The organism is Microbacterium arabinogalactanolyticum, assembly GCF_030268005.1.
Taxonomy (GTDB): Bacteria; Actinomycetota; Actinomycetes; order Actinomycetales; family Microbacteriaceae; genus Microbacterium; species Microbacterium arabinogalactanolyticum.
Map to the genome: position 1 here is coordinate 131,961 of NZ_BRZC01000004.1, position 19,016 is coordinate 150,976.

The 19,016-nt window shown below is 68.4% G+C and carries 20 protein-coding genes; 11 read left to right on the forward strand and 9 right to left on the reverse strand.

What is annotated here, in order from left to right:
* The first annotated feature begins 15 nt into the window (after window positions 1-15).
* From MIAR_RS04980 to MIAR_RS04995, 4 genes are read left to right on the forward strand one after another with little or no spacing between them, the layout of a single operon-like run.
* Complete coding sequence (locus MIAR_RS04980; protein ID WP_285632242.1) at window positions 16-1,368, forward strand: MFS transporter; 1,353 nt, start codon at window positions 16-18, stop codon at window positions 1,366-1,368.
* Window positions 1,369-1,410: 42 nt separating this feature from the next.
* Window positions 1,411-2,166 carry an SGNH/GDSL hydrolase family protein gene (locus MIAR_RS04985; protein WP_285632245.1) on the forward strand — a complete coding sequence of 252 codons (756 nt, stop codon included), beginning with the start codon at window positions 1,411-1,413 and terminating at the stop codon, window positions 2,164-2,166.
* Window positions 2,163-2,819, forward strand: a complete 657-nt coding sequence (gene yczE / locus MIAR_RS04990; RefSeq protein WP_285632248.1) for a membrane protein YczE — start codon at window positions 2,163-2,165, stop codon at window positions 2,817-2,819. Before MIAR_RS04985 ends, yczE begins: the two co-directional genes overlap by 4 nt.
* 3 nt (window positions 2,820-2,822) lie before the next feature.
* On the forward strand, window positions 2,823-3,566 hold the full coding sequence (locus MIAR_RS04995; RefSeq protein WP_285632250.1) for a formylglycine-generating enzyme family protein: 744 nt from the start codon (window positions 2,823-2,825) through the stop codon (window positions 3,564-3,566).
* A 31-nt stretch (window positions 3,567-3,597) separates the two neighbouring features.
* Here the strand turns inward: MIAR_RS04995 and MIAR_RS05000 are convergent, their stop codons facing one another.
* Window positions 3,598-4,926, reverse strand: coding sequence for an MFS transporter (locus tag MIAR_RS05000; protein ID WP_425561550.1), 1,329 nt, complete (start codon window positions 4,924-4,926; stop codon window positions 3,598-3,600).
* Window positions 4,927-4,985: 59 nt separating this feature from the next.
* Here MIAR_RS05000 and MIAR_RS05005 point away from each other — a divergent pair, with 59 nt between their 5' ends.
* The 4 genes from MIAR_RS05005 to MIAR_RS05020 are packed head-to-tail and all read left to right on the forward strand — an operon-like array spanning window position 4,986 to window position 8,708.
* Window positions 4,986-6,374: a TrkH family potassium uptake protein gene (locus MIAR_RS05005; RefSeq protein WP_425561551.1), complete on the forward strand. Its 1,389-nt coding sequence runs from the start codon at window positions 4,986-4,988 to the stop codon at window positions 6,372-6,374.
* On the forward strand, window positions 6,367-7,065 hold the full coding sequence (locus tag MIAR_RS05010) for a potassium channel family protein (RefSeq protein WP_285632253.1): 699 nt from the start codon (window positions 6,367-6,369) through the stop codon (window positions 7,063-7,065). Before MIAR_RS05005 ends, MIAR_RS05010 begins: the two co-directional genes overlap by 8 nt.
* Window positions 7,066-7,122: 57 nt before the next feature.
* Window positions 7,123-8,205: a DNA polymerase IV gene (locus MIAR_RS05015; protein WP_285632255.1), complete on the forward strand. Its 1,083-nt coding sequence runs from the start codon at window positions 7,123-7,125 to the stop codon at window positions 8,203-8,205.
* Window positions 8,206-8,258: 53 nt separating this feature from the next.
* On the forward strand, window positions 8,259-8,708 hold the full coding sequence (locus MIAR_RS05020) for a GNAT family N-acetyltransferase (protein WP_285632258.1): 450 nt from the start codon (window positions 8,259-8,261) through the stop codon (window positions 8,706-8,708).
* Here MIAR_RS05020 and MIAR_RS05025 read toward each other — a convergent pair.
* Window positions 8,678-9,325, reverse strand: a complete 648-nt coding sequence (locus tag MIAR_RS05025; protein WP_285632260.1) for a class I SAM-dependent methyltransferase — start codon at window positions 9,323-9,325, stop codon at window positions 8,678-8,680. The two genes, MIAR_RS05020 and MIAR_RS05025, sit on opposite strands and share 31 nt — an antisense overlap.
* A 168-nt stretch (window positions 9,326-9,493) precedes the next feature.
* Here MIAR_RS05025 and MIAR_RS05030 point away from each other — a divergent pair, with 168 nt between their 5' ends.
* Window positions 9,494-9,982, forward strand: a complete 489-nt coding sequence (locus tag MIAR_RS05030) for an HIT family protein (RefSeq protein ID WP_285632262.1) — start codon at window positions 9,494-9,496, stop codon at window positions 9,980-9,982.
* 45 nt (window positions 9,983-10,027) lie between these two features.
* On the opposite strand, the gene MIAR_RS05035 is transcribed toward MIAR_RS05030, so the two are convergent.
* Window positions 10,028-10,867, reverse strand: coding sequence for an alpha/beta fold hydrolase (locus tag MIAR_RS05035; RefSeq protein WP_285632265.1), 840 nt, complete (start codon window positions 10,865-10,867; stop codon window positions 10,028-10,030).
* Window positions 10,868-11,003: 136 nt separating this feature from the next.
* Window positions 11,004-11,846, reverse strand: a complete 843-nt coding sequence (locus MIAR_RS05040) for a serine hydrolase domain-containing protein (RefSeq protein WP_285632268.1) — start codon at window positions 11,844-11,846, stop codon at window positions 11,004-11,006.
* A 103-nt stretch (window positions 11,847-11,949) separates the two neighbouring features.
* On the opposite strand from MIAR_RS05040, the gene MIAR_RS05045 reads away from it, so the two are divergent.
* Complete coding sequence (locus tag MIAR_RS05045; protein WP_285632271.1) at window positions 11,950-12,696, forward strand: class I SAM-dependent methyltransferase; 747 nt, start codon at window positions 11,950-11,952, stop codon at window positions 12,694-12,696.
* A 9-nt stretch (window positions 12,697-12,705) separates the two neighbouring features.
* On the opposite strand, the gene MIAR_RS05050 is transcribed toward MIAR_RS05045, so the two are convergent.
* Both MIAR_RS05050 and MIAR_RS05055 read right to left on the reverse strand, forming a co-directional pair.
* Complete coding sequence (locus MIAR_RS05050; protein WP_285632273.1) at window positions 12,706-13,311, reverse strand: hypothetical protein; 606 nt, start codon at window positions 13,309-13,311, stop codon at window positions 12,706-12,708.
* A 21-nt stretch (window positions 13,312-13,332) separates the two neighbouring features.
* Window positions 13,333-14,133 (reverse strand): class I SAM-dependent methyltransferase, encoded by an 801-nt coding sequence (locus MIAR_RS05055; protein ID WP_285632276.1) that lies wholly within the window; start codon window positions 14,131-14,133, stop codon window positions 13,333-13,335.
* Window positions 14,134-14,386: 253 nt separating this feature from the next.
* On the opposite strand from MIAR_RS05055, the gene aspS reads away from it, so the two are divergent.
* The gene (gene aspS / locus MIAR_RS05060; RefSeq protein WP_285632279.1) at window positions 14,387-15,682 is read left to right on the forward strand and encodes an aspartate--tRNA(Asn) ligase; all 1,296 of its coding nucleotides are present in this window, start codon (window positions 14,387-14,389) and stop codon (window positions 15,680-15,682) included.
* A 38-nt stretch (window positions 15,683-15,720) separates the two neighbouring features.
* Here the strand turns inward: aspS and MIAR_RS05065 are convergent, their stop codons facing one another.
* From MIAR_RS05065 to MIAR_RS05075, 3 genes are read right to left on the reverse strand one after another with little or no spacing between them, the layout of a single operon-like run.
* Window positions 15,721-18,069 (reverse strand): ATP-binding cassette domain-containing protein, encoded by a 2,349-nt coding sequence (locus MIAR_RS05065; protein ID WP_285632282.1) that lies wholly within the window; start codon window positions 18,067-18,069, stop codon window positions 15,721-15,723.
* Window positions 18,070-18,092: 23 nt separating this feature from the next.
* Window positions 18,093-18,503 (reverse strand): VOC family protein, encoded by a 411-nt coding sequence (locus MIAR_RS05070; protein WP_285632284.1) that lies wholly within the window; start codon window positions 18,501-18,503, stop codon window positions 18,093-18,095.
* A gap of 10 nt (window positions 18,504-18,513) precedes the next feature.
* Window positions 18,514-18,996, reverse strand: a complete 483-nt coding sequence (locus MIAR_RS05075) for a helix-turn-helix transcriptional regulator (RefSeq protein ID WP_425561553.1) — start codon at window positions 18,994-18,996, stop codon at window positions 18,514-18,516.
* Between the last annotated feature and the right edge of the window lie 20 nt (window positions 18,997-19,016).

The following is a 19,016-nucleotide window of genomic DNA, read 5'->3' on the forward strand; positions in this document are numbered from 1 at the left end:
CTCTACGATGAGATCATGCCCGAACCCTCGCTGACGAGCCGGTCGTCCCTGGCTGCACGACTCGACGCTCTGCCGTTCACGCGGTCGCATCTGCGCGTGCTGACGGGCTCCGGCGTCGGCTGGGCCCTGGATGCCATGGACGTCGGCCTCATCTCGTTCATCATCGCGGTGCTCGCCCGGGAGTGGTCGCTCGACTCGTTCACGACCGGGTGGATCGCATCGGCCGGGTTCGTCGGAATGGCGATCGGAGCCAGCGTCGGCGGGCTGCTCGCCGACCGGCTGGGGCGCCGATACGTCTTCGCGGTCACACTGCTGATCTACGGCGTCGCGACCGGGGCGAGCGCCCTGGTCGGCGGCGTGGCAGTGCTCATCGTGCTCCGGTTCTTCGTGGGCCTGGGGCTCGGCGCGGAGCTTCCGGTGGCGTCCACGTACGTCAGCGAGTTCGCGCCCGCGCGCATCCGCGGTCGCCTCATCGTGATCCTGGAGGCGTTCTGGGCGGTCGGCTGGACGGCATCCGCCCTGATCGGCTACTTCGTGATCCCCGCATCTGAGAGCGGCTGGCGATGGGCTTTCGCCCTCGGCGCGATCCCGGCGGTCTACGCCCTCTTCGTGCGGTGGGGGCTGCCGGAGTCACCGCGCTGGCTGGCGTCGCGCGGCCGGATGGGCGAGGCCGAGAGGATCGTCTCCCGTCTGGAGACGGATGCCGATCTGCAGCGCACCCCGGCGATCCGCAAGGAGCCGGTGCGCGAGACCCTGGCGCCCACCACATCCCGGCGGGTGGCGCTGCTGTGGGCGCCCGAGTTCCGTGTCCGCACCGTCAGTGTCTGGCTCGTGTGGTTCTGCGTGAACTTCGCGTACTACGGTGCGTTCATCTGGATCCCCAGCATCCTCTTCGCCGCCGGCTACGACCTGGTGAAGTCGTTCGGTTTCACCCTGCTGATCACGCTCGCGCAGCTGCCGGGGTACGCCGTCGCGGCCTGGTTGATCGAGATATGGGGCAGGCGTCTGACCCTGTCGGTGTTCCTGGCGGGCTCTGCGGTGTCGGCCGTGCTCTTCGGCCTCGCCGGGAGCGAGGGCATGATCATCGCGACCGGTATGGCGCTCTCGTTCTTCAATCTCGGAGCCTGGGGAGCGCTGTACGCCGTCACGCCCGAGATCTATCCGACCTCGCTGCGCGCGACCGGAGCGGGCTGGGCCGCCGGCATCGGACGCATCGCGTCCATCATCGCGCCACTGGCAGTGCCGCTGCTGCTCGCACAGGGCGGTGCGCCGTTGGCCTTCGTGGTGTTCTCGGTGTTCTTCGTGACAGCGGCGGTGGCGGCCTGGGGGCTCGTCGACAAGCGCGGCGCGAGCCTCGACGACCGCTGACTCTTGGCGCCGTGCGGTCCGGCGCGGCCATAGGCTGGAACGATGGCGGAAGTGCGATTCGTGGCGATCGGCGACTCCTTCACGGAGGGCGTCGGCGACGAGCTGCCTGACGGCACCGTGCGGGGCTGGGCTGACATCGCGGCGCAGGGCTGGGCCGATGCGTCGGGGCACAGCATCCGCTATGCGAACCTCGCCATCCGGGGCAAGCTGGCCTGGCCGATCGTCGAGCAGCAGCTCGAGCCCGCACTCGCTCTGCGGCCGACGCATCTCTCCTTCAACGGCGGCGGCAACGACATGCTGCGCCCGAACGCCGACATCGAGCACTTGGCCGACGCCTTCACCCGTGTGCTGCGCAGGTGCGACGAGGAGGGTGTGCAGCTCATCGTCCTCTCGGGCGCAAACCCCAGCGCACGCCTGCCGATGGGCAGGATGGTGCAGCGGCGTGGGGACGAGCTGTCGGATGCCGTGATGCGCCGGATCGAGGACAGACCCGACGTCGTCCGCGCGCTGAACTGGCCCGACACCGAGCTGTCCCGTCCCCAGTACTGGTCCGAGGACCGGCTGCACATGAACGCGCACGGCCATCACCGCGTCGCGGCGCGCGTGCTGCACGCACTCGGCTACGAGCCGCCGAGCGAGTGGTGGGCTCCGGCACAGCATCCGGCCGTAGGCCCGAGCGGCTACGCGTACTACCGCGAGTTCGTCGGCCCGTGGATCCGGCGACGGGTCACCGGCACATCGTCCGGTGACGGACGCACCGCGAAGTACGGATCCTGGGTCGAGCGGACACCTCGATGAGGTCGCTGGCCGGACGCCGGATGCTGCGCCGGGTGCTGCAGCTGCTCGTCGGCCTGTTCCTGTATGGGATCGGCATCGCCTTCATCGTGCGGGGCGTGCTGGGCGCCGCTCCCTGGGACGTCCTGACCCAGGGCATCGCGACGCACCTCCCGCTGTCCTTCGGGACGATCACCATCATCGTCAGCGGCATCGTTCTGCTGATGTGGATCCCGCTGCGTCAGAAACCGGGCGTCGGCACGGTGCTGAACGCACTGCTGGTGGGCCCCGCCGCAGATGTCGGCTTCCTGATCATCCCCGAGACCGACGTGCTGTGGCTTCGCGTGATCTTCTTCGCGATCGGACTCACCGTGCTCGCCGCGGCCACCGGCCTGTACATCGGGACGCATTTCGGTCCCGGCCCGCGGGATGGGCTGATGACCGGCCTGCACCGCGTCACCGGCCGCCCGATCTGGTTGGTCCGCACGGCACTGGAGGTGTCTGTGGTGCTGGTCGGCTGGCTGCTGGGCGGGAACGTCGGGGTCGGCACGGTGGTGTTCGCCCTGCTGGTCGGCCCGATGTGCCAGTTCTTCATGCGCATCTTCGAGGTGCGGCTGCCCGGCGAGCCACTGGCACTGCCTGGTGACGATCTCCGTCCGGACGCGGTCGCGGGCTGAGACATGGATCTGTGGGAGATGCGGTCGCTTCCCGGCGGAACGGTCACCCTGCACGACGCGCGGCGGGAGCAGCATCGTATGGTCCGGCTCGAGGCGTTCGAGATCGGGGTGTTCGCGGTGACGGAGGAGCAGTTCGCAGAGGTGCTCGGCGTCCCGGCATCCCGTCCGCGGCACCCGGCGAGGGATCTCAGCTGGCTGCGCGCCATCCGGTTCTGCAATGCGGCATCGGAGTGGGAGGGGCTCGACCCGGCCTACACCTTCGACGGCGAGGAGGTCACCTGGCACGTCGACAGCGACGGGTACCGGCTGCCGACGGAGGCGGAATGGGAGTTCGCGTGCCGGGCGGGCTCGACAGGACCTCAGTACGGCCCGCTGCCGGAGATCGCCTGGACCGGGGCCGACGGAGGCTCCGAGCCGCACGACGTCGGGCTGAAGCTGCCCAATCTCCACGGCCTGTTCGACACGCTCGGAAACGTCTGGGAGTGGTGCTGGGATCTGCTCGACCCCGAGCGCTACGACGACTACCGCGTCTTCCGCGGTGGTGGCTTCGCGGACGACAGCTGGAGCGTGCGGGCGTCGGTCCGGCGAGGCGGCGCGCCCCGCATGCACCATGACGACGTCGGCATGAGGCTCGCCCGTGGCGGATTCGACGGGGTGGACAGCGCCCAGGGCTGGTCGGCGCAGGCCGATGTCGAGCGCGGAGGCCGTGGCGGCCCGCATCCGATCGGCTGGACGCAACGCGGCTGAGCGCCACGACCCACCCCGGGCATGGCTGCGGTCAGCGTTTCCGCGGGCGCTCCGGATCGAGCCCCATCCGGATGCGGGTGCGCTTGCGCTCGATGATGATCATCGTCAACCCCAGGATCCACAGCGGCAGCTGGGTGAGGAACGCCCACCGGAACGCCTCGGGCGAGTAGGTCGCCGGAGTGCCGGCGCCCTGCAGATCGAGCGTCAGGCCGATGAGGAAGATCGCTACGAGTCCGGCGAGGAATCCACCCGAATTGGTCACGCCGGTGGCTGTGCTGAGCCGGTGCACGGGGTTGTGCGTGCGGGCGTGGTCGAAGGCGATCATCGACGCGGGCCCACCGGCTCCCAGGCACACGACCAGGATGGTGAGCAGCCACACCGGGGCAGGTGCGGGCCAAGCGATGACGAGAAGCCATCCGATGACCTGCACGCTGACGATCGGGACGACCAGCGCGAGCGACCGGCGCGTGGGGATCCGGCGGGAGAGCTCGCCCAGGATCGGACTGAGCACCATCGCGACGATCACGTTCACCGACAGGAGTCCGGCCGCTGCCGCGTTGGAGAGCCCCTCGCCTGCGGTGAGGAACGGCATGCCCCACAGCAGCAGGAAGGCGGTCCCCGCGAACGGCGTGGTGAAGTGCGTCCAGAAGGCGAGCCGCGTACCGGGATGGGCCCATGCCGCGCGGATGCCGACACCGGTGTCGATCGAGGAGGTGACGACGCGGATCACACCCGTTTCGGTGTTGACGGTGACGTCCTGCTCCTGCTCCGGGGGACGGTTGCGCACGAACGCCCACACGAGCACTGCGAACAGGACGCCCAGTCCGGCGATGCTGCTGAACGTGATCGTCCAGGACGTGGAGTGCAGCAGAGCCGCGAGGGGGAGGAGCGCGACGAGCTGGCCGCACTGACCGGCCAGGCCGGTCATCTGCCCCATCAGCGGCCCACGTTGAGCGGGGAACCAGGTGGCGACCAGGCGGATCACCGCGGGGAAGATCGCGGCGTCGCCCGCACCGAGCAGCACCCGGGCGACGATCGCGACGCCGATGCTGGGAGAGACCGCCATCACGAACTGCCCCACGCTCATGAGGAGCATCCCGATGACCATGATCGGGCGGGACCCGTAGCGATCCAGGAGCACCCCGATCGGGATCTGCATCCCTCCGTAGACGGCCAGCTGCACCACCGCGAACAGCGACAGGGTGGCAGCATCGGCGTGGAACCGCTCCGCGGTGTCGACCCCGACTGCGCTCAGCGAGCTGCGGTTCGTGATGGCGAGGATGTACGCCGCGACGGCGACACCCCAGATCAGCCAGGCGCGCCAGCCGGGGCCGGTGCGGGGGAGGGGAGTGGCGGTCACTCGTATCAGGATACTCGGCGGGAACAGGCGAGACGGATCGCCCGGTGTACAGTTGCCCGGTGGATCCGAGAGTGCAGAGCGCTGCAGCGCCGGGGCGCGCGCGCCGCAGTCCGGCCCGCAGCCGTGCTGGCCTGCACCCGTCGCAGGTGGTCGTACTCGGATTCGCCACGGCGATCGTCGTGGGCACAGCCCTGCTCATGCTCCCGATCTCGAAGCGGGGCTCAGGTGGGGCCGACATCGTCGATGCGCTCTTCACTGCGACATCAGCGGTCTGCGTCACGGGCTTGACCACCGTGGACACCGCGACCTACTGGACACCGTTCGGGCAGGTCGTGATCATGCTGCTGATCCAGCTGGGCGGTCTCGGCATCATGATCTTCGCGTCGCTGATCGGCCTGGTGCTGGCCCGCAAGCTGACGGTCCGATCTCGCATCAACACGGCCTCCGAGGCGAAGGCGACCGGATTCGGAGACGTCCGCGGCTTGGTCCGGGGGATCGTCCGGATCACACTGGGAGTCGAGCTGAGCGTCTTCATCCTGCTGTGGCTCCGGTTCGCCTTCGGGTACGGGTACGACCCGGGCCGAGGAGCCTGGAATGCGGGCTTCCTCGCGGTCTCCTCGTTCAACAACGCGGGCTTCGCGCTGTACTCGGACAATCTGATGGGGTTTGTGGCCGATCCGTTCATCTGCCTGCCGATCGCAGCTGCGATCATCCTCGGCGGCCTCGGGTTCCCGGTGATCATGCAGTTGCGCAAGGAGTTCCGCCGTCCGCTGCACTGGACGATGAACACCAAGCTGGTGCTGTGGGGGACCGTCGTGCTGCTGACGGGCGGAACGGTGTATCTGACGGTCATCGAATGGAGCAATCCGAAGACACTCGGCACACTCGATCCGGCGGCACGGATCCTGGCTGGGTTCTTCCAGTCGGTGCAGACCCGCACAGCCGGTTTCAACTCGATCGACATCGGAGCCATGCACGACGCCAGTTGGTTCGGCATGGACATCCTGATGTTCATCGGCGGCGGACCGGCGGGAACGGCGGGCGGCATCAAGGTCACGACCTTCGCTGTGCTGTTCTTCATCATGCTGACCGAGCTGCGCGGTGAGGGCGCGGTGAACATCTTCGGCAAGCGGCTCAGCCGCGCCGTGCACCGCCAGGCCATCACGGTGGTGCTCATCGCCGTCGCCGCGGTGGTGGTCGGTACCTCAGCTCTGCTGCTGATCACGGACAGCACCCTGGACCGGGTGCTCTTCGAGGCCGTCTCGGCATTCGGAACCGTCGGGCTCTCGACGGGCATCACCACCGAGCTGCCCGCTGCGGCGAAGCTGGTGCTGATCCTGCTGATGTTCCTCGGTCGACTCGGTCCGCTCACCCTCGGCACGGCGATAGCACTGCGTGAACGTCGCGTGCTCTACGAACTCCCCAAGGAAAGGCCCGCCATTGGTTAGGTTCTCGCTCTTCGGCGGCGATGCGTCACGGCGCATCGCCGAGGCGGACTCGGTAGCGGTGATCGGTCTCGGCCGGTTCGGAAGCGCGCTGGCGCACGAACTCATGGCGGCCGGCACCGAAGTGCTCGGCGTCGATCTCGACGAGGATCTCGTCCAGGCGCACAACGGCGAGCTCACGCAGGTCGTCCGAGCCGACTCCACCAGGGAGGAGGCGCTGAGGCAGCTCGCGATCGACGAATTCGAGCGGGTGGTCGTGGCGATCGGAGACGACGTGTCCGCCTCCATCCTCACCTGCTCAGTGCTGCTGAGCATGCGGATCCCGGTGATCTGGGCGAAGGCCGTCGACGACAGGCACGGCCTGATCCTGGAGCAGCTCGGTGTGCACAAGGTGATCTACCCCGAGCACGACATGGGACGCCGAGTCGCGCACCTGGTCCGCGGTGCGGCGCTCGACTACATCGAGGTGGCGCCGGGCTACGCGCTCGTCAAGGCGGCGGCACCCTCGATGCTGCACGGCGTCGCCCTCGGAGAGACCGGAGTCCGCACGACCCACGGCATCACTGTCGCCGCGTACCAGCATGGGGCAGACGAATGGCACAACGCCGACAACACCACCGTCCTGCAGCCGGGTGACACGATCCTCATCGTGGGGCCCACCGAGCGAGCCGAAGCGTTCGCGCAGCTGCGTTGAGACGGCGGCCGTAAGGGGCCAGGTGACAGATCGGGCTTCGTGCCCCAGACTCGAGGCATGACTCCGGCGCCCTGGGTGCTCCACGTCGACATGGACCAGTTCATCGCGGCGGTCGAGGTGCTGCGGCGCCCCGAGCTCGCCGGACGGCCGGTGATCGTCGGCGGGAACGGCGATCCCACCGAACGGGCGGTGGTGTCCACGGCGTCGTACGAGGCGCGTGCGTTCGGCATCGGTTCGGGGATGCCACTCAAGATCGCCGCCCGCAAGGCGCCCGAAGACGCGGTCTTCCTGCCGGTGGATCACGCGGCGTACGAAGAGGCATCCGCCGGGGTGATGAGCGCACTCCGCGCTCTTCCCGGCGTGGTCGTGGAGATCATCGGATGGGACGAGTGCTTTCTGGGAGCGACGACGGATGCCCCGGAGGCACTGGCCCGCGATGCACAGCACGCGGTGCTGACGGCGACCTCCCTGCACTGCTCGGTCGGCATCGGCGACAACAAGGTGCGTGCCAAGATCGCGACGGAGTTCGGCAAGCCCCGGGGCGTCTTCCGACTCACCGCGCAGAACTGGTTCGAGGTGATGGGGGAGAGGCCCACCCGCGATCTGTGGGGTGTGGGCTCCCGCGTGCAGAAGCGCCTGGCCGACCACGGGATCCGGACGGTGCGCGAACTCGCCGATGCCGACGAGGCCGAGATGATCCGCGAGTTCGGTCCGAAGATGGGCGTCTGGTATCACGGGCTCGGTTCCGGACGAGGTCCGGCGGTGGTGGACGACACGCCGTGGATCGCCCGCAGCCACAGCCGGGAGACGACGTTCCAGCAGAACCTGACGACGCGCGCCGAGATCGAGAACGCGGTCGAGGACCTCGCAGGCCACGCCTTCGACGACTGCATCGCGGAGGGACGACCCGTCATCCGCTTGCATCTGAAGGTGCGATACGCCCCGTTCGAGACACGCACGACGGGCCGGAAGCTGTCCGCGCCGACGAAGGACCGCGATGCGTTCATCGCAGCCGCGCGCGAACTCGCCGACAGCCTGGATACCGATCGCGAGGTCCGGCTGCTGGGCGTCCGCGCCGAGATGACCATGCCCGAGGGTGGTGACCCGGGGGAGCGGACGCCCGTGCGCGGCCGCATCTGAGTCGGATGGTTCGGATACTGGGTCCGCGCGCGGGCGGCCTTAGGCTCTGATCCATGACTGCGGCAGTGCGCGTGACGACCGACCTCGACGACATCGACCTGGATGTCGTGCACCGCTGGCTCTCGGAGGAGGCGTACTGGGCACTCGGGCGATCGCGCGAGGTCGTCGAGGCCGCGGCACGCGCTTCGGTGAACTTCGGAGCCCTGGATGCCGACGGCCGCCTCGTCGGGTACGCCCGCGTCGTCACCGATCGGGTCACGTTCGCCTGGCTCTGCGACGTCTTCGTCGATCCCGCGGCCCGCGGTCTGGGGGCAGGCAAGGCCCTGGCAGGTGCTGTCGTCGCGGCTGTGCGGCCCATGGGCCTGAAGCGTGTCATGCTCGCCACCGCGGATGCCCACGAGCTCTACCGCCGGTTCGGGTTCGAGGGCGTCACCGACCCCGAGAAGCTGATGATCCTCGCGCAGCCGTCTGCTCAGCGCGGTGCGGACCAGGAGGCGGTGTAGCGCCAGAAGAGCCGACGCCGCATCCTGATTCCAGGCAGCATCGCAGATGCCATGTCTCGGATCTCTTCGAACGTCTGCGACGACTCAGCGACCGGGGCTTCCATGCTCACCGGAAGATGTGTGGCACGGCGCGGATGCCGCACCATCCCGATAAGGGGATTCAGCACCATCGAGACCGCGGAGCGGAACACGTCTGCCCGCGTCTCCTTCGCGATGCCGACGATCACCAGTCGTCCGCCAGGGCGCAGGGAAGAGCGCGCAGCCGACAGCGCCTGCCGCAGTGGCATGTGGTGGAGAGATGCCACGAAGACGAGAAGATCGTACGCCGATTCCGGTTCGTCGCCGAAGCTGCGGATGTCGACTCGAACGTCTGCTCGCGGGAAACGCGCTCGTGCGACGGCGGCCGACCGGACGTCGGGTTCGACGCCGATCACGGTGGGGAACACCCGGGTGAGGCGCTCCAGCAGGCTTCCGGTGCCGCATCCGACGTCGACGGCGACGTCGCCGCCCGAACGTCGCACCGCGCGGGCATGCCGCAGCACGAATCCCGCGTATGCGTCGTTGTGAGACCACGGATGCGCGGCGTTGAATCGGGCGAGGACCTCGAAGAGATTCATCGGTCGGACTCCGCGGGCACCTCGGATGGAGCCGCCCTGCCACGAAGGTTCAGTTCGTCTGGAAGCATCGCCCGGCCGTGCACGCCCATAGGGTGATCCTAGGCGTCGCGACCGCGGCGCTCCGCGCCCCGCGGCCCCTGACCGGGGGAGAGGTGAGGTCATCGACGTATGTGGAACCACGATCCTGCGGACTACGACTGCCCGTTCTGCCGCATCCAGGGCGGGGAGTACGACGACGACAACCGCGCGGAGGACATCGTCGCTGTGACGCCGCTGGCGTACGCGCGCGTCGCGCCGAAATGGTGGCCCGACAACCCGGGCAGCCTGCTGGTCATCCCGCGCGGGCATCACGAGAATCTGTACGACCTGCCACAGCAGGTCAATCATGCGGTCTGGGATCTTGTTCAGCAGTCGGCTCGCGCCGTGCGGGCGGCATACGGCTGTCAGGGAACGTCGGTGCGCCAGCACAATGAACCGGCGGGGGACCAGGATGTCTGGCACCTCCACGTCCACGTGTTTCCGCGCTGGACGGGCGATGAGCTCTACACGCGCCATCACGAGGCGACGTGGCACGCTCCGGCGGAGCGGGCGGCCTACGCGGCGAAGCTCGTCCCGATGCTCGGCCTGCCGACGCACTTCGAGGACACGACGGGCTGAGCCGGGACCTAGAGGAGTGGCGCTCGACCTTCACCCGGTCGCGGGTCAGGGGACCTCTGAGGAGGGCGCGAGCACCATGGAGAGCCAATCGTCGGCGGCCCGCAGGAATGCCGCCGGCTGCTCGACCCAGGGGTAGTGCCCGCAGTCCTCGATCATCGCGAGGCGTGCGCCCAGCACCGCGGCGTAATCCATGACCGGCTTGACGCCCGTGAGGTAATCGAGGCTCCCACCGATGACGAGAGTAGGGGGAATCGGCGCGGCCCGGATGAGCTCGACCGCATCGGCCGGGACGTCGTCGAACCAGGCCAGCGCCGAAGCACGACTGACCGACCCGACCTGCGCATGAGCGCGTTCGATCTCGCTCCAGTGAGCGTACGTTGCCGGAGCCTGTCGCTGGAATGCCTGGCGAAAGGCGTCGTCGGTGGCCGGGTCTTCCTCTTCCAGCGCGCGGAGGGCGTCTGCGACAGCGGGAACGGTGCGGTCGAGAGCGATGGAGGCGCCGTCGTGAGCGGCGCCCGTCAGCCAGGTCGCGGGCGGGGTCACCAGCATCAGAGAGCGAACCAGCTGCGGGTAGCGAGTCGCCGCGGCAAGAGCGAGGCGGGTGCCGGCGGAGTGGGCGATCAGGTGGGCGGCGTCCATGCCGAGCGCGTCTACCAGGGCTGCCACATCGTCGGCATCCTGCCACCATCCACGGGAGAGCCCGCCGCTGCGAGGCGTTCCGCGCGGATGGAGGACGACGAGTCGACGGGTGCTGTCCAGGCCGGCGAGATCGCTCAAGTACTCGGGGCCTCGGCAGGGACCACCAGGAAGAACGATGACGGGGTCTGCATCCGGCGGCCCGGTCTCAGTGACGGCGAAGGGCAGGTCCAGATCGTCAACGCGCATGGGCTCACTCTGCCATGAGGCGGGGGATCGAATCCCACCTTCGTTTCCCAGTGTTCTGACATAATGTGCATTATCGGTTATTACCTTGATGGCAGACAGGGCTCGAGAGGGGCTCCACGACCGCGCCCCTGACGACTCAGCTCGCGAGCACCGTCGATGCGATCTGGACGAGCCGATGGTCGCGACTCTCCTCGTGCGCTGTGATGGTGACGACCGCGTGACGTGCATGGTCGACATACACGTACTGGCCGTACAGGCCGTCGAGTCGCCAGCCGTCGCCCGGCCCTGCCCATGCGGCGATGCCGTACTGCGACGAGTCGCCTTCCCATCCTGTGCTCACCCAGTCCGCGTGCATCGCATCGATCCAATCAGCGCCGACGAGTTGATCACCGCGCCACGTTCCGCGGTCGCGCAGCACACGGCCGATCCTGGCGAGCTCCTCGGTCCGCAGTTCGAGACCGGTGCCGCCGACGATCCAGCCGAGTGGGCAACGATGCCACTGCGGATTGTGGATCCCGAGCGGTTCGAACAGCCGCGGCATCAGCCAGTCACGCACGTCGCCGACGACGGCGCCGAGCATGCGCATGGCGACGTATGTGCTCGCATCGGAGTACTGATAGACCTCGCCCGCCCCGCGCGAAGGTCGACGGAGCATCTCCTGCGCGATGTCGGGCCACGGCGCCTCCTGGCTGCCGAACCACGCGAAGTCGATGCCGCTGGTCATCGTGAGCAGATGACGCAGCGTCACGTGCTCCACACCCTCACCGAACTGCATTGTCGGCAGGAGCTCCGCGACACGCGTGTCGAGCGTGAGGATCCCGGCGTCGGCGGCCATCCCCGCCGCCAGCGCGCTGACACCTTTCGACACGGAGTAGATGTTCACCCGGTCGTCGCTGCGCCAGCGATGCTGCGCCTCATCGTCGCCGATGAGCACGTGGACGCCGTACGCGCCGAGCTTCTCGACGTCGATCGCGCTCACGATTCGGTCACGTGCGGTCGCCGCTGAAATCACCCGTTGAGGCTAACAGCGAGCTCCGACACCGGCTCGCCGCCGACTCCCCCTCGTCGGCTACTGTCTTCATGTGTCGACCGATCAGCAGCGCCAGGCGAAGAACGACGACGCGTGGCTGTCGCTTGCCGCCGACTACGAGCGCGCCCGTGCACGCGAGGATTCGCTCGATCGTCTCGTCGAATGGCCCGCACAGCGCGCCGCACTCGGCGATGTGAGCGGGTTGTCGGTCCTGGACATCGGATGCGGCGACGGCAGCAAGCTCGCCGAGCTCGTGCGTGCCGGCGCTGTCGACTCCGTCGGCATCGACGTGCGCGATGACCTCCTCGGTGATCCGCCGAGTGGGATGACGCTCGCCAGGGGCGACATCTCCTCCCTCTCCGAGGTGAGCGAGATCCGAGGTCGCAGGTTCGATCGCATCCTGTTCCTCCAGTCGTTCGGCTACGCAGCCGATCCGGTCGCCACCCTCCAGGCAGCACGCCGACTTCTGACCGACGGCGGCTTCATCCTGCTCACCAGGACGCAGCCGGTCCGTTATGCGCTGGAGCGCGCCGAGCAGAACGGCACATCCCTCGGCGAGGAGTATTTCGCATCCGGCTCCCGCAGCTACAGCACTGGATGGAACGATCAGATCGCCCTCACCAAACGCACGTACACGATGTCGGACCTGCTCAACGCCTTCAGCGACGCCGGGTTGCGGATCGAGCGCGCCTGGGAGCCGCAGCTCTCTCCTGCGGATGCGGAACGGTACCCGCACAAGGCCGCATGGATGGACACCTACCTCGGCATCCTGATCTTCCGACTGCGTCCACTCCCCTGAGCTGACGTCTCAGCCCTGACCCAGACCGCCGAAGGAGGTGCCCGGTTCCGGGGTCGGGCATACCGCCGACTCCGGATACGTTCCCGCCTGAGCGTGAATCGCCGAGCCGTGCTCGGTCTGCGCGATGACGACGAAGATGCCCTGGAACGGGTCGTTCTCCTGCGGAGTCAGCCCGAAGCTCGTCATGGCGCCGGGAGAGGTCTGATCATCGGAGATCGGGCCGTACAGGCTGGAGAAGAGCCCCGGTGCCGGATGCTCGGACATCCACCTCGTGGTCTCGGGCAGGCTCATCCCGTCAACGACCCAGTAGGCGTCCTTCACGATCGTCGGGTTGCACAGCCACGCCGTGCTGATCATGCTGAACGACGAGCTCGGGCTTTCTTCCACGCGCTTCGCAGCAGGAGGAACGGGAAGGCTGTCCATCCACGCCTGAGCACGAGCATCCGCTGCCGGGTCGGGCGCCGGTGAGAGGCTGGGCTCAGGCGTGACGCGGGCAGCCACGGTCGCCTCTGACGTCGGGGCGGAGCCGATCGAACCGGGTCTTGACGCGCACCCTGCGATACTCGTGACCACCAGCACGGCGCCGACCGCGATCGCTCCCCAACGCGTCTTCATGGCTCGACCCTAGGGCATCCGTCAGGCGGGCACGTGAGCGACAGCGATCAGATGCGCGCTCTGGTCGCGGATGGCAGGAAGAGCGGATGCCGCGCGCGCGATCGCCAACGCGGCATCTCGCACCTCTGCAGATACCTCGCCGGCCTGTTCGAGGAACAGCCCCGCGGGCCCCTCGACGCCGACGACCTCGAGCACGTCCAGACCGGCATCCGCGACCTCGTCCTCGAGCTCCTCAGCGGTGTGGAAGTAGCCCGCGGGGAATCGCAGCTGCGAGCCTGGCGTCCCATCCGCGATGAGAGCTGCCCACTCCCCCGGAATCGGCGTCGGCACCGGTCGTCCGAGAGACGCCGCTCCGAACGCGACATATCGCGAAAGTCCCGCGGCCAGCACGACACCCCCTGCGCGCACCACCCGAGCGGCCTCGCGGAGCGCCCTGAGCCGATCCTCCCGCGAGGCGAGGTGATAGAGCGGGCCCAGCAGGATCGCCGCGTCGAAGGACTGATCCGCGTGCTCCAGCTCGCGTGCATCGCCCACGGAGGCCCGCACGCCCGCCTCCTGCGCCTGCTCGACGTGGCGGACGACGGGATCGATCATCTCCACCTCGTAGCCCGCGTCCATGAGGGCCCTGGAGTGGATTCCCGCGCCACCGCCAATGTCGAGCACACGTCCGCCCGGAACATGAGCGCGGATGATCTCCTGCGTGCGCTGGAACTCCAGGGGTCCCTGCGCCGACCGGGTCGTCAGCCGGACGTGCTCGTCGAAGACCTCGCCGTAGTACGTCTGGATGCGCGCATCGATGTCCTGCTGGTCAGCACATGTCATGCCGTCGAGGCTAGCTGTTCGTCGCGCCCGCGCGAGCAATGCGCGCACGATGTCGGCCCTTCCGCGAGTGATGCTAACGTGTTGCCTGGCAGACGTGAGGCGTGACGACCCTCGCGCCGGATTCGCTCCGGCAGACGGCTCCCGCGCGTGACGGCGTACCGACGAGAGGCCGGCGACTCACCGGCGAAGGTGTGGTGGCACCGCGATCTGGCCCCCGCCCACACCTCCAGGGCTCCATGCACCTGGAGGAATGATGAGCAGACCACCCCGTACACTCGCCGCTGAGCTCGGCACCGCCGCACCCGGCACGACAGTCACCCTGATGGGTCACGTGCACCGGCGTCGCATCCTGTCGTCCGTGACCTTTCTGGTGCTGCGCGACCGCACGGGCCTCGCCCAGATCGTGCTGCACCGCGACGCGGAGCATCCCGCCGACGTGCCGCCGGAGGAGACCGTCGTCCGGATCACGGGCATCGTGGCGGCGAACCCACAGGCGCCGGGCGGAGCAGAGGTCGTCTCCCCGCTCATCGAGGTGCTCGGCGAACCGGCCGCGACGCCGCCCGTCGAGCTCTGGCGCCCGACGCTCCCCGCTGGGCTGCCCGTGATCCTGGACAACGCCGCCGTGACGTGGCGCCACGCCACGCGACGTGCGACCTGGGAGCTCGCGGCCGCGAGCCTGCGCGGCTTCCGGGAGACCCTGGACGCCGCCGGGTTCCGGGAGGTGCACTCCCCCAAGCTCGTCGAGTCGGCGACCGAGTCCGGCGCGGACGTGTTCGAGGTGGACTACTTCGGCCGCCCGGCCTTTCTGGCGCAGAGCCCGCAGTTCTACAAGCAGCAGCTCGTCGGCGTGTTCGAGCGCGTCTACGAGGTCGGTCCGGTGTTCCGCGCCGAGCCTCACGACACCGTGCGACATCTGGCGGAGTACCGCTCCCTCGATGTCGAGTTCGGGTTCATCGAGGACCACCGTGACGTGCTCGCCTGCCTGCGCACAGTGCTCGCCGGCATGGTCTCGGCGATCACCTCGTATGCACCGGAGGCGGTCGATGTGCTCTCGCCCGCGATCCCGGTCGTGCCCGACAGCATCCCGGTCATCCACTTCCGCGACGCGCTGAGTCTCGTCGGCGCACCGGAGGACGAACCCGACCTCGCGCCGGAGCACGAGCGGCAGCTGGGGCGCTGGGCGCGTGACGAGCACGGCAGCGACTTCCTCGCGGTCGAGGGGTATCCGATGGCGAAGCGTCCGTTCTACACGCATCCGCAGCCGTCCGACCCCCGCTGGAGCAACAGCTTCGACCTGCTGTTCCGCGGTCTCGAGCTGGTGACCGGCGGTCAGCGCCTGCACCGCCACTCGGACTACGTCTCCGCCCTCCGGGCGCGGGGCGAGGACCCGGGCGACTATGCGGCGTACCTGCCGGCGTTCGCGCACGGAATCCCGCCGCACGGCGGCTTCGCGATCGGACTGGAGCGATGGGTCGCGCGGCTCATCGAGGCGGGCAACGTCCGCGAGACGGCGCTCTTCCCCAGGGACATGCACCGGCTCGCGCCATGACCAGGAGGGGACGGATGCCGGCATCCGTCCCCTCTCCGTCAGGCGCCCACGTACGCCGCGAGGTGCTCTCCCGTGAGGGTCGACCGCTCCTCGACGAGGGCAGAGGGCGTTCCTTCGAAGACGACGCGTCCGCCGTCGTGCCCCGCACCGGGACCGATGTCGATGATCCAGTCGGCGTGGGCCATGACGGCCTGGTGGTGCTCGATGACGATGACGGTCTTCCCCGCATCCACCAGCCGGTCCAGCAGCCCCAGGATCTGCTGCACGTCGGCGAGGTGCAGGCCCGTCGTCGGCTCGTCGAGGACGTAGACGTCCCCCTTCTCCCCCATCTGGATCGCGAGCTTGACGCGCTGACGTTCACCGCCCGACAAGGTCGACAGCGGCTGGCCGAGGGTGAGATAGCCCAGGCCGACGTCTTCCATCCGCCCGAGAATGCTCGCCACCGCCGGGATCTTCGTGTCGGCGGCAGTGAAGAACTCGCGCGCCTTCGCGACCGGCAGCTCCAGCACCTCGGTGATGTCCAGGCCGCCGAGCTTGTACTCCAGCACCGTGGCCTGGAAGCGCTTGCCGCCGCAGTCCTCGCAGGGCGTCTCGATCGTGTCCATGAACCCGAGCTCGGTGACGATCACGCCGGCGCCCTTGCAGGTCGGGCAGGCGCCTTCGGAGTTCGCGCTGAACAGCGCGGGCTTGACTCCGTTCGCCTTGGCGAAGGCCTTGCGGATGGGCTCCAGCATGCCGGTGTACGTCGCCGGATTGCTGCGTCGAGAGCCTCTGATCGCGCCCTGGTCGATCGCGACGACTCCCTCTCGCGGCGAGACCGAACCGTGGATGAGCGAGCTCTTGCCCGAGCCGGCGACACCTGTGATGACCGTCAGCACCCCGGTCGGGATGTCGACGTCCACGTCCTGCAGGTTGTTCGCGCTGGCTCCGCGCACCTCGATCGCGCCCGTCGCGCTGCGCACGGAGGACTTCAGCGAAGCCCGGTCGTCGAGGTGACGACCCGTCAGCGTGCCGCTCGCCCGCAACCCGTCCACCGTCCCCTCGAAGCAGATCTCGCCACCGCCCGCACCCGCCCCGGGTCCGAGATCGACGATGTGGTCGGCGATCTCGATGGTCTCCGGCTTGTGCTCGACGACCAGCACCGTGTTCCCCTTGTCTCGGAGTTCGCGAAGCAGGGTGTTCATCCGCTGGATGTCGTGCGGATGCAGCCCGATCGTCGGCTCGTCGAACACGTAGGTGACGTCGGTGAGGGATGAGCCGAGGTGGCGCAGCAGCTTGATGCGCTGCGCCTCTCCCCCGCTCAGCGTCCCGGACGGACGATCCAGGCTCAGGTATCCGAGGCCCAGGGCGACGAAGGAGTCCAGATTGGCGCTCAGCGCGGTCAGCAGCGGGCCCGCCTCGTCCAGATCCAGACCGCGCACCCACGCGGCGAGGTCGGTCACCTGCATCCGGCACGCGTCAGCGATGCTCACCCCGGCGATCTTCGACGACCGCGCTCCCTCGGTGAGGCGGGTGCCGTCGCACTCCGGACAGGTGGCGAAGGTCGCGACCTGCTCGACGAAGCGCCGGATGTGCGGCTGCAGCGCATCGAGGTCCTTGGACAGCATGGACTTCGTGATCTTGGGGATGAGCCCCTCGTAGGTGATGTTGATCCCATTGATCTTGACCTTGGTGACCTCGCCGTAGAGGAACAGCTGACGCTGCTTCTCGGTGAACGACGCGATGGGCTTGTCGGCCGGGTAGAAGCCCGAACCCGCGAACTGCTTGACCATCCATCCGTCGGGCGTATAGCCGGGGACCATGATCGCGCCCTCGTCCAATGCCTTCGACTCGTCGACCACCTGCGCGAGATCGATGTCCGACACCGCTCCCCTGCCCTCGCACCGCGGGCACATGCCGCCGAGATAGATCGCGTCCTTCACGATCTTCTTCTCGCCGCCCGGCCCGGTCATGACCCCGCTGGCCTTCTGGGTCGGGATGTTGAACGAGAACGCCGTGGGCCCTCCGATGTAAGGGGTGCCGAGCTTGGAGAACAGGATGCGCAGCATCGCGTTGGCGTCGGTCACGGTGCCGACGGTCGACCTCGGGTTGGCTCCGAGCCGTTCCTGGTCGACGATGATCGCGGTCGTCAGCCCCTCCAGCACATCCACGTCGGGACGCGGCACGGAGGGCATGAACCCCTGCACGAAGGCGCTGTAGGTCTCGTCGATCATCCGTCGCGACTCCGCAGCGATCGTGTCGAAGACCAGCGAGCTCTTGCCCGACCCGGACACCCCGGTGAACACGGTCAGGCGACGCTTGGGGAGCACCACGCTGACGTCCTTCAGATTGTTCTCGCGGGCCCCTTCGACTCGGATGCTGTCATGGGCGTCGGCGGCGTGGACCATCGGCGTCTCCTTCTGGGTGGCGGTCAGGCGATCTGCTGCAGTCGGATCATATTGCCTGCCGGGTCCCGGAAGGCGCAGTCTCGGATGCCGTAGGGCTGGTCGATCGGCTCCTGCACCACGTCGGCGCCCCTCGCCTCGATGGCCGCGAACGCCTCGTCGACGTCGCCCGTCGCCAGGACGATGCCGCCGAAGCTCCCCTTGGCCATGAGCTCGAGGATCGTGCTGCGCTCGTCGTCGTTGATGCCGGGGTCGACGGCGGGCGGAGTCAGCACGATCGCCGTGTCGGGCTGCTCGACCGGACCGACGGTGATCCACCGCATCCGGCCCCCTCCGACGTCCTTGCGCACCTCGAATCCGAGCACGTCCCGATAGAAGCTCAGCGAGGCCTCGGCGTCCGTGTGCGGGAGGAAGCTCGCGTTGATGGTGATGTTCATGTCACCGACGCTACTGATCCGGCGACGGCCGCGCTTCTCGATTCCTGATCGGTCTGGTCGCCTGCCTCTCCAGCCACGACGGGATGCCCGGACCATGGTCGTGCTCGGTGCGATAGGTGCTCGGCGGCATCCCCACCAGCTCGGTGAATCGCGTGCTGAAGGTGCCGAGCGAGGAGAACCCGACTTCGAAGCACACCTCGGTGACGGACAGGTCCCCGCGGCGCAGCAGCGCCATGGCCCGCTCGATCCGCCGTGTCATCAGATAGGAGTACGGGGACTCGCCGAACGTCTGCTTGAACCGGCGGCTGAGGTGACCCGACGACATGTGCGCCCCGCGCGCCAGGGCCTCCACGTCGAGCGGCTTCGCGTACTCGCGGTCGATGCGATCCCGCACCCGGCGCAGGATGACGAGCTCTCGCAGCCTGTCCTCGGAGCGTGTCGGTTCATCAATCACACACCGATCGTCGCATGCAACCAGTACGCTGGGCGCCATCTCCCACTCTCAGGAGACAC

Bases quoted from the DNA above. Each gene is read 5' to 3' on its own strand.
- MIAR_RS05025 (WP_285632260.1), bottom strand. From the start codon at position 9,325: ATGAATCTCTTCGAGGTCCTCGCCCGATTCAACGCCGCGCATCCGTGG.
- MIAR_RS04995 (WP_285632250.1), top strand. From the start codon at position 2,823: ATGGATCTGTGGGAGATGCGGTCGCTTCCCGGCGGAACGGTCACCCTG.
- MIAR_RS05030 (WP_285632262.1), top strand. From the start codon at position 9,494: ATGTGGAACCACGATCCTGCGGACTACGACTGCCCGTTCTGCCGCATC.
- MIAR_RS04985 (WP_285632245.1), top strand. From the start codon at position 1,411: ATGGCGGAAGTGCGATTCGTGGCGATCGGCGACTCCTTCACGGAGGGC.
- MIAR_RS05020 (WP_285632258.1), top strand. From the start codon at position 8,259: ATGACTGCGGCAGTGCGCGTGACGACCGACCTCGACGACATCGACCTG.
- aspS (WP_285632279.1), top strand. From the start codon at position 14,387: ATGAGCAGACCACCCCGTACACTCGCCGCTGAGCTCGGCACCGCCGCA.
- MIAR_RS04980 (WP_285632242.1), top strand. From the start codon at position 16: ATGCCCGAACCCTCGCTGACGAGCCGGTCGTCCCTGGCTGCACGACTC.
- MIAR_RS05055 (WP_285632276.1), bottom strand. From the start codon at position 14,133: ATGACATGTGCTGACCAGCAGGACATCGATGCGCGCATCCAGACGTAC.
- MIAR_RS05075 (WP_425561553.1), bottom strand. From the start codon at position 18,996: ATGGCGCCCAGCGTACTGGTTGCATGCGACGATCGGTGTGTGATTGAT.
- MIAR_RS05015 (WP_285632255.1), top strand. From the start codon at position 7,123: ATGACTCCGGCGCCCTGGGTGCTCCACGTCGACATGGACCAGTTCATC.
- MIAR_RS05035 (WP_285632265.1), bottom strand. From the start codon at position 10,867: ATGCGCGTTGACGATCTGGACCTGCCCTTCGCCGTCACTGAGACCGGG.
- MIAR_RS05065 (WP_285632282.1), bottom strand. From the start codon at position 18,069: ATGGTCCACGCCGCCGACGCCCATGACAGCATCCGAGTCGAAGGGGCC.
- yczE (WP_285632248.1), top strand. From the start codon at position 2,163: ATGAGGTCGCTGGCCGGACGCCGGATGCTGCGCCGGGTGCTGCAGCTG.
- MIAR_RS05050 (WP_285632273.1), bottom strand. From the start codon at position 13,311: ATGAAGACGCGTTGGGGAGCGATCGCGGTCGGCGCCGTGCTGGTGGTC.
- MIAR_RS05070 (WP_285632284.1), bottom strand. From the start codon at position 18,503: ATGAACATCACCATCAACGCGAGCTTCCTCCCGCACACGGACGCCGAG.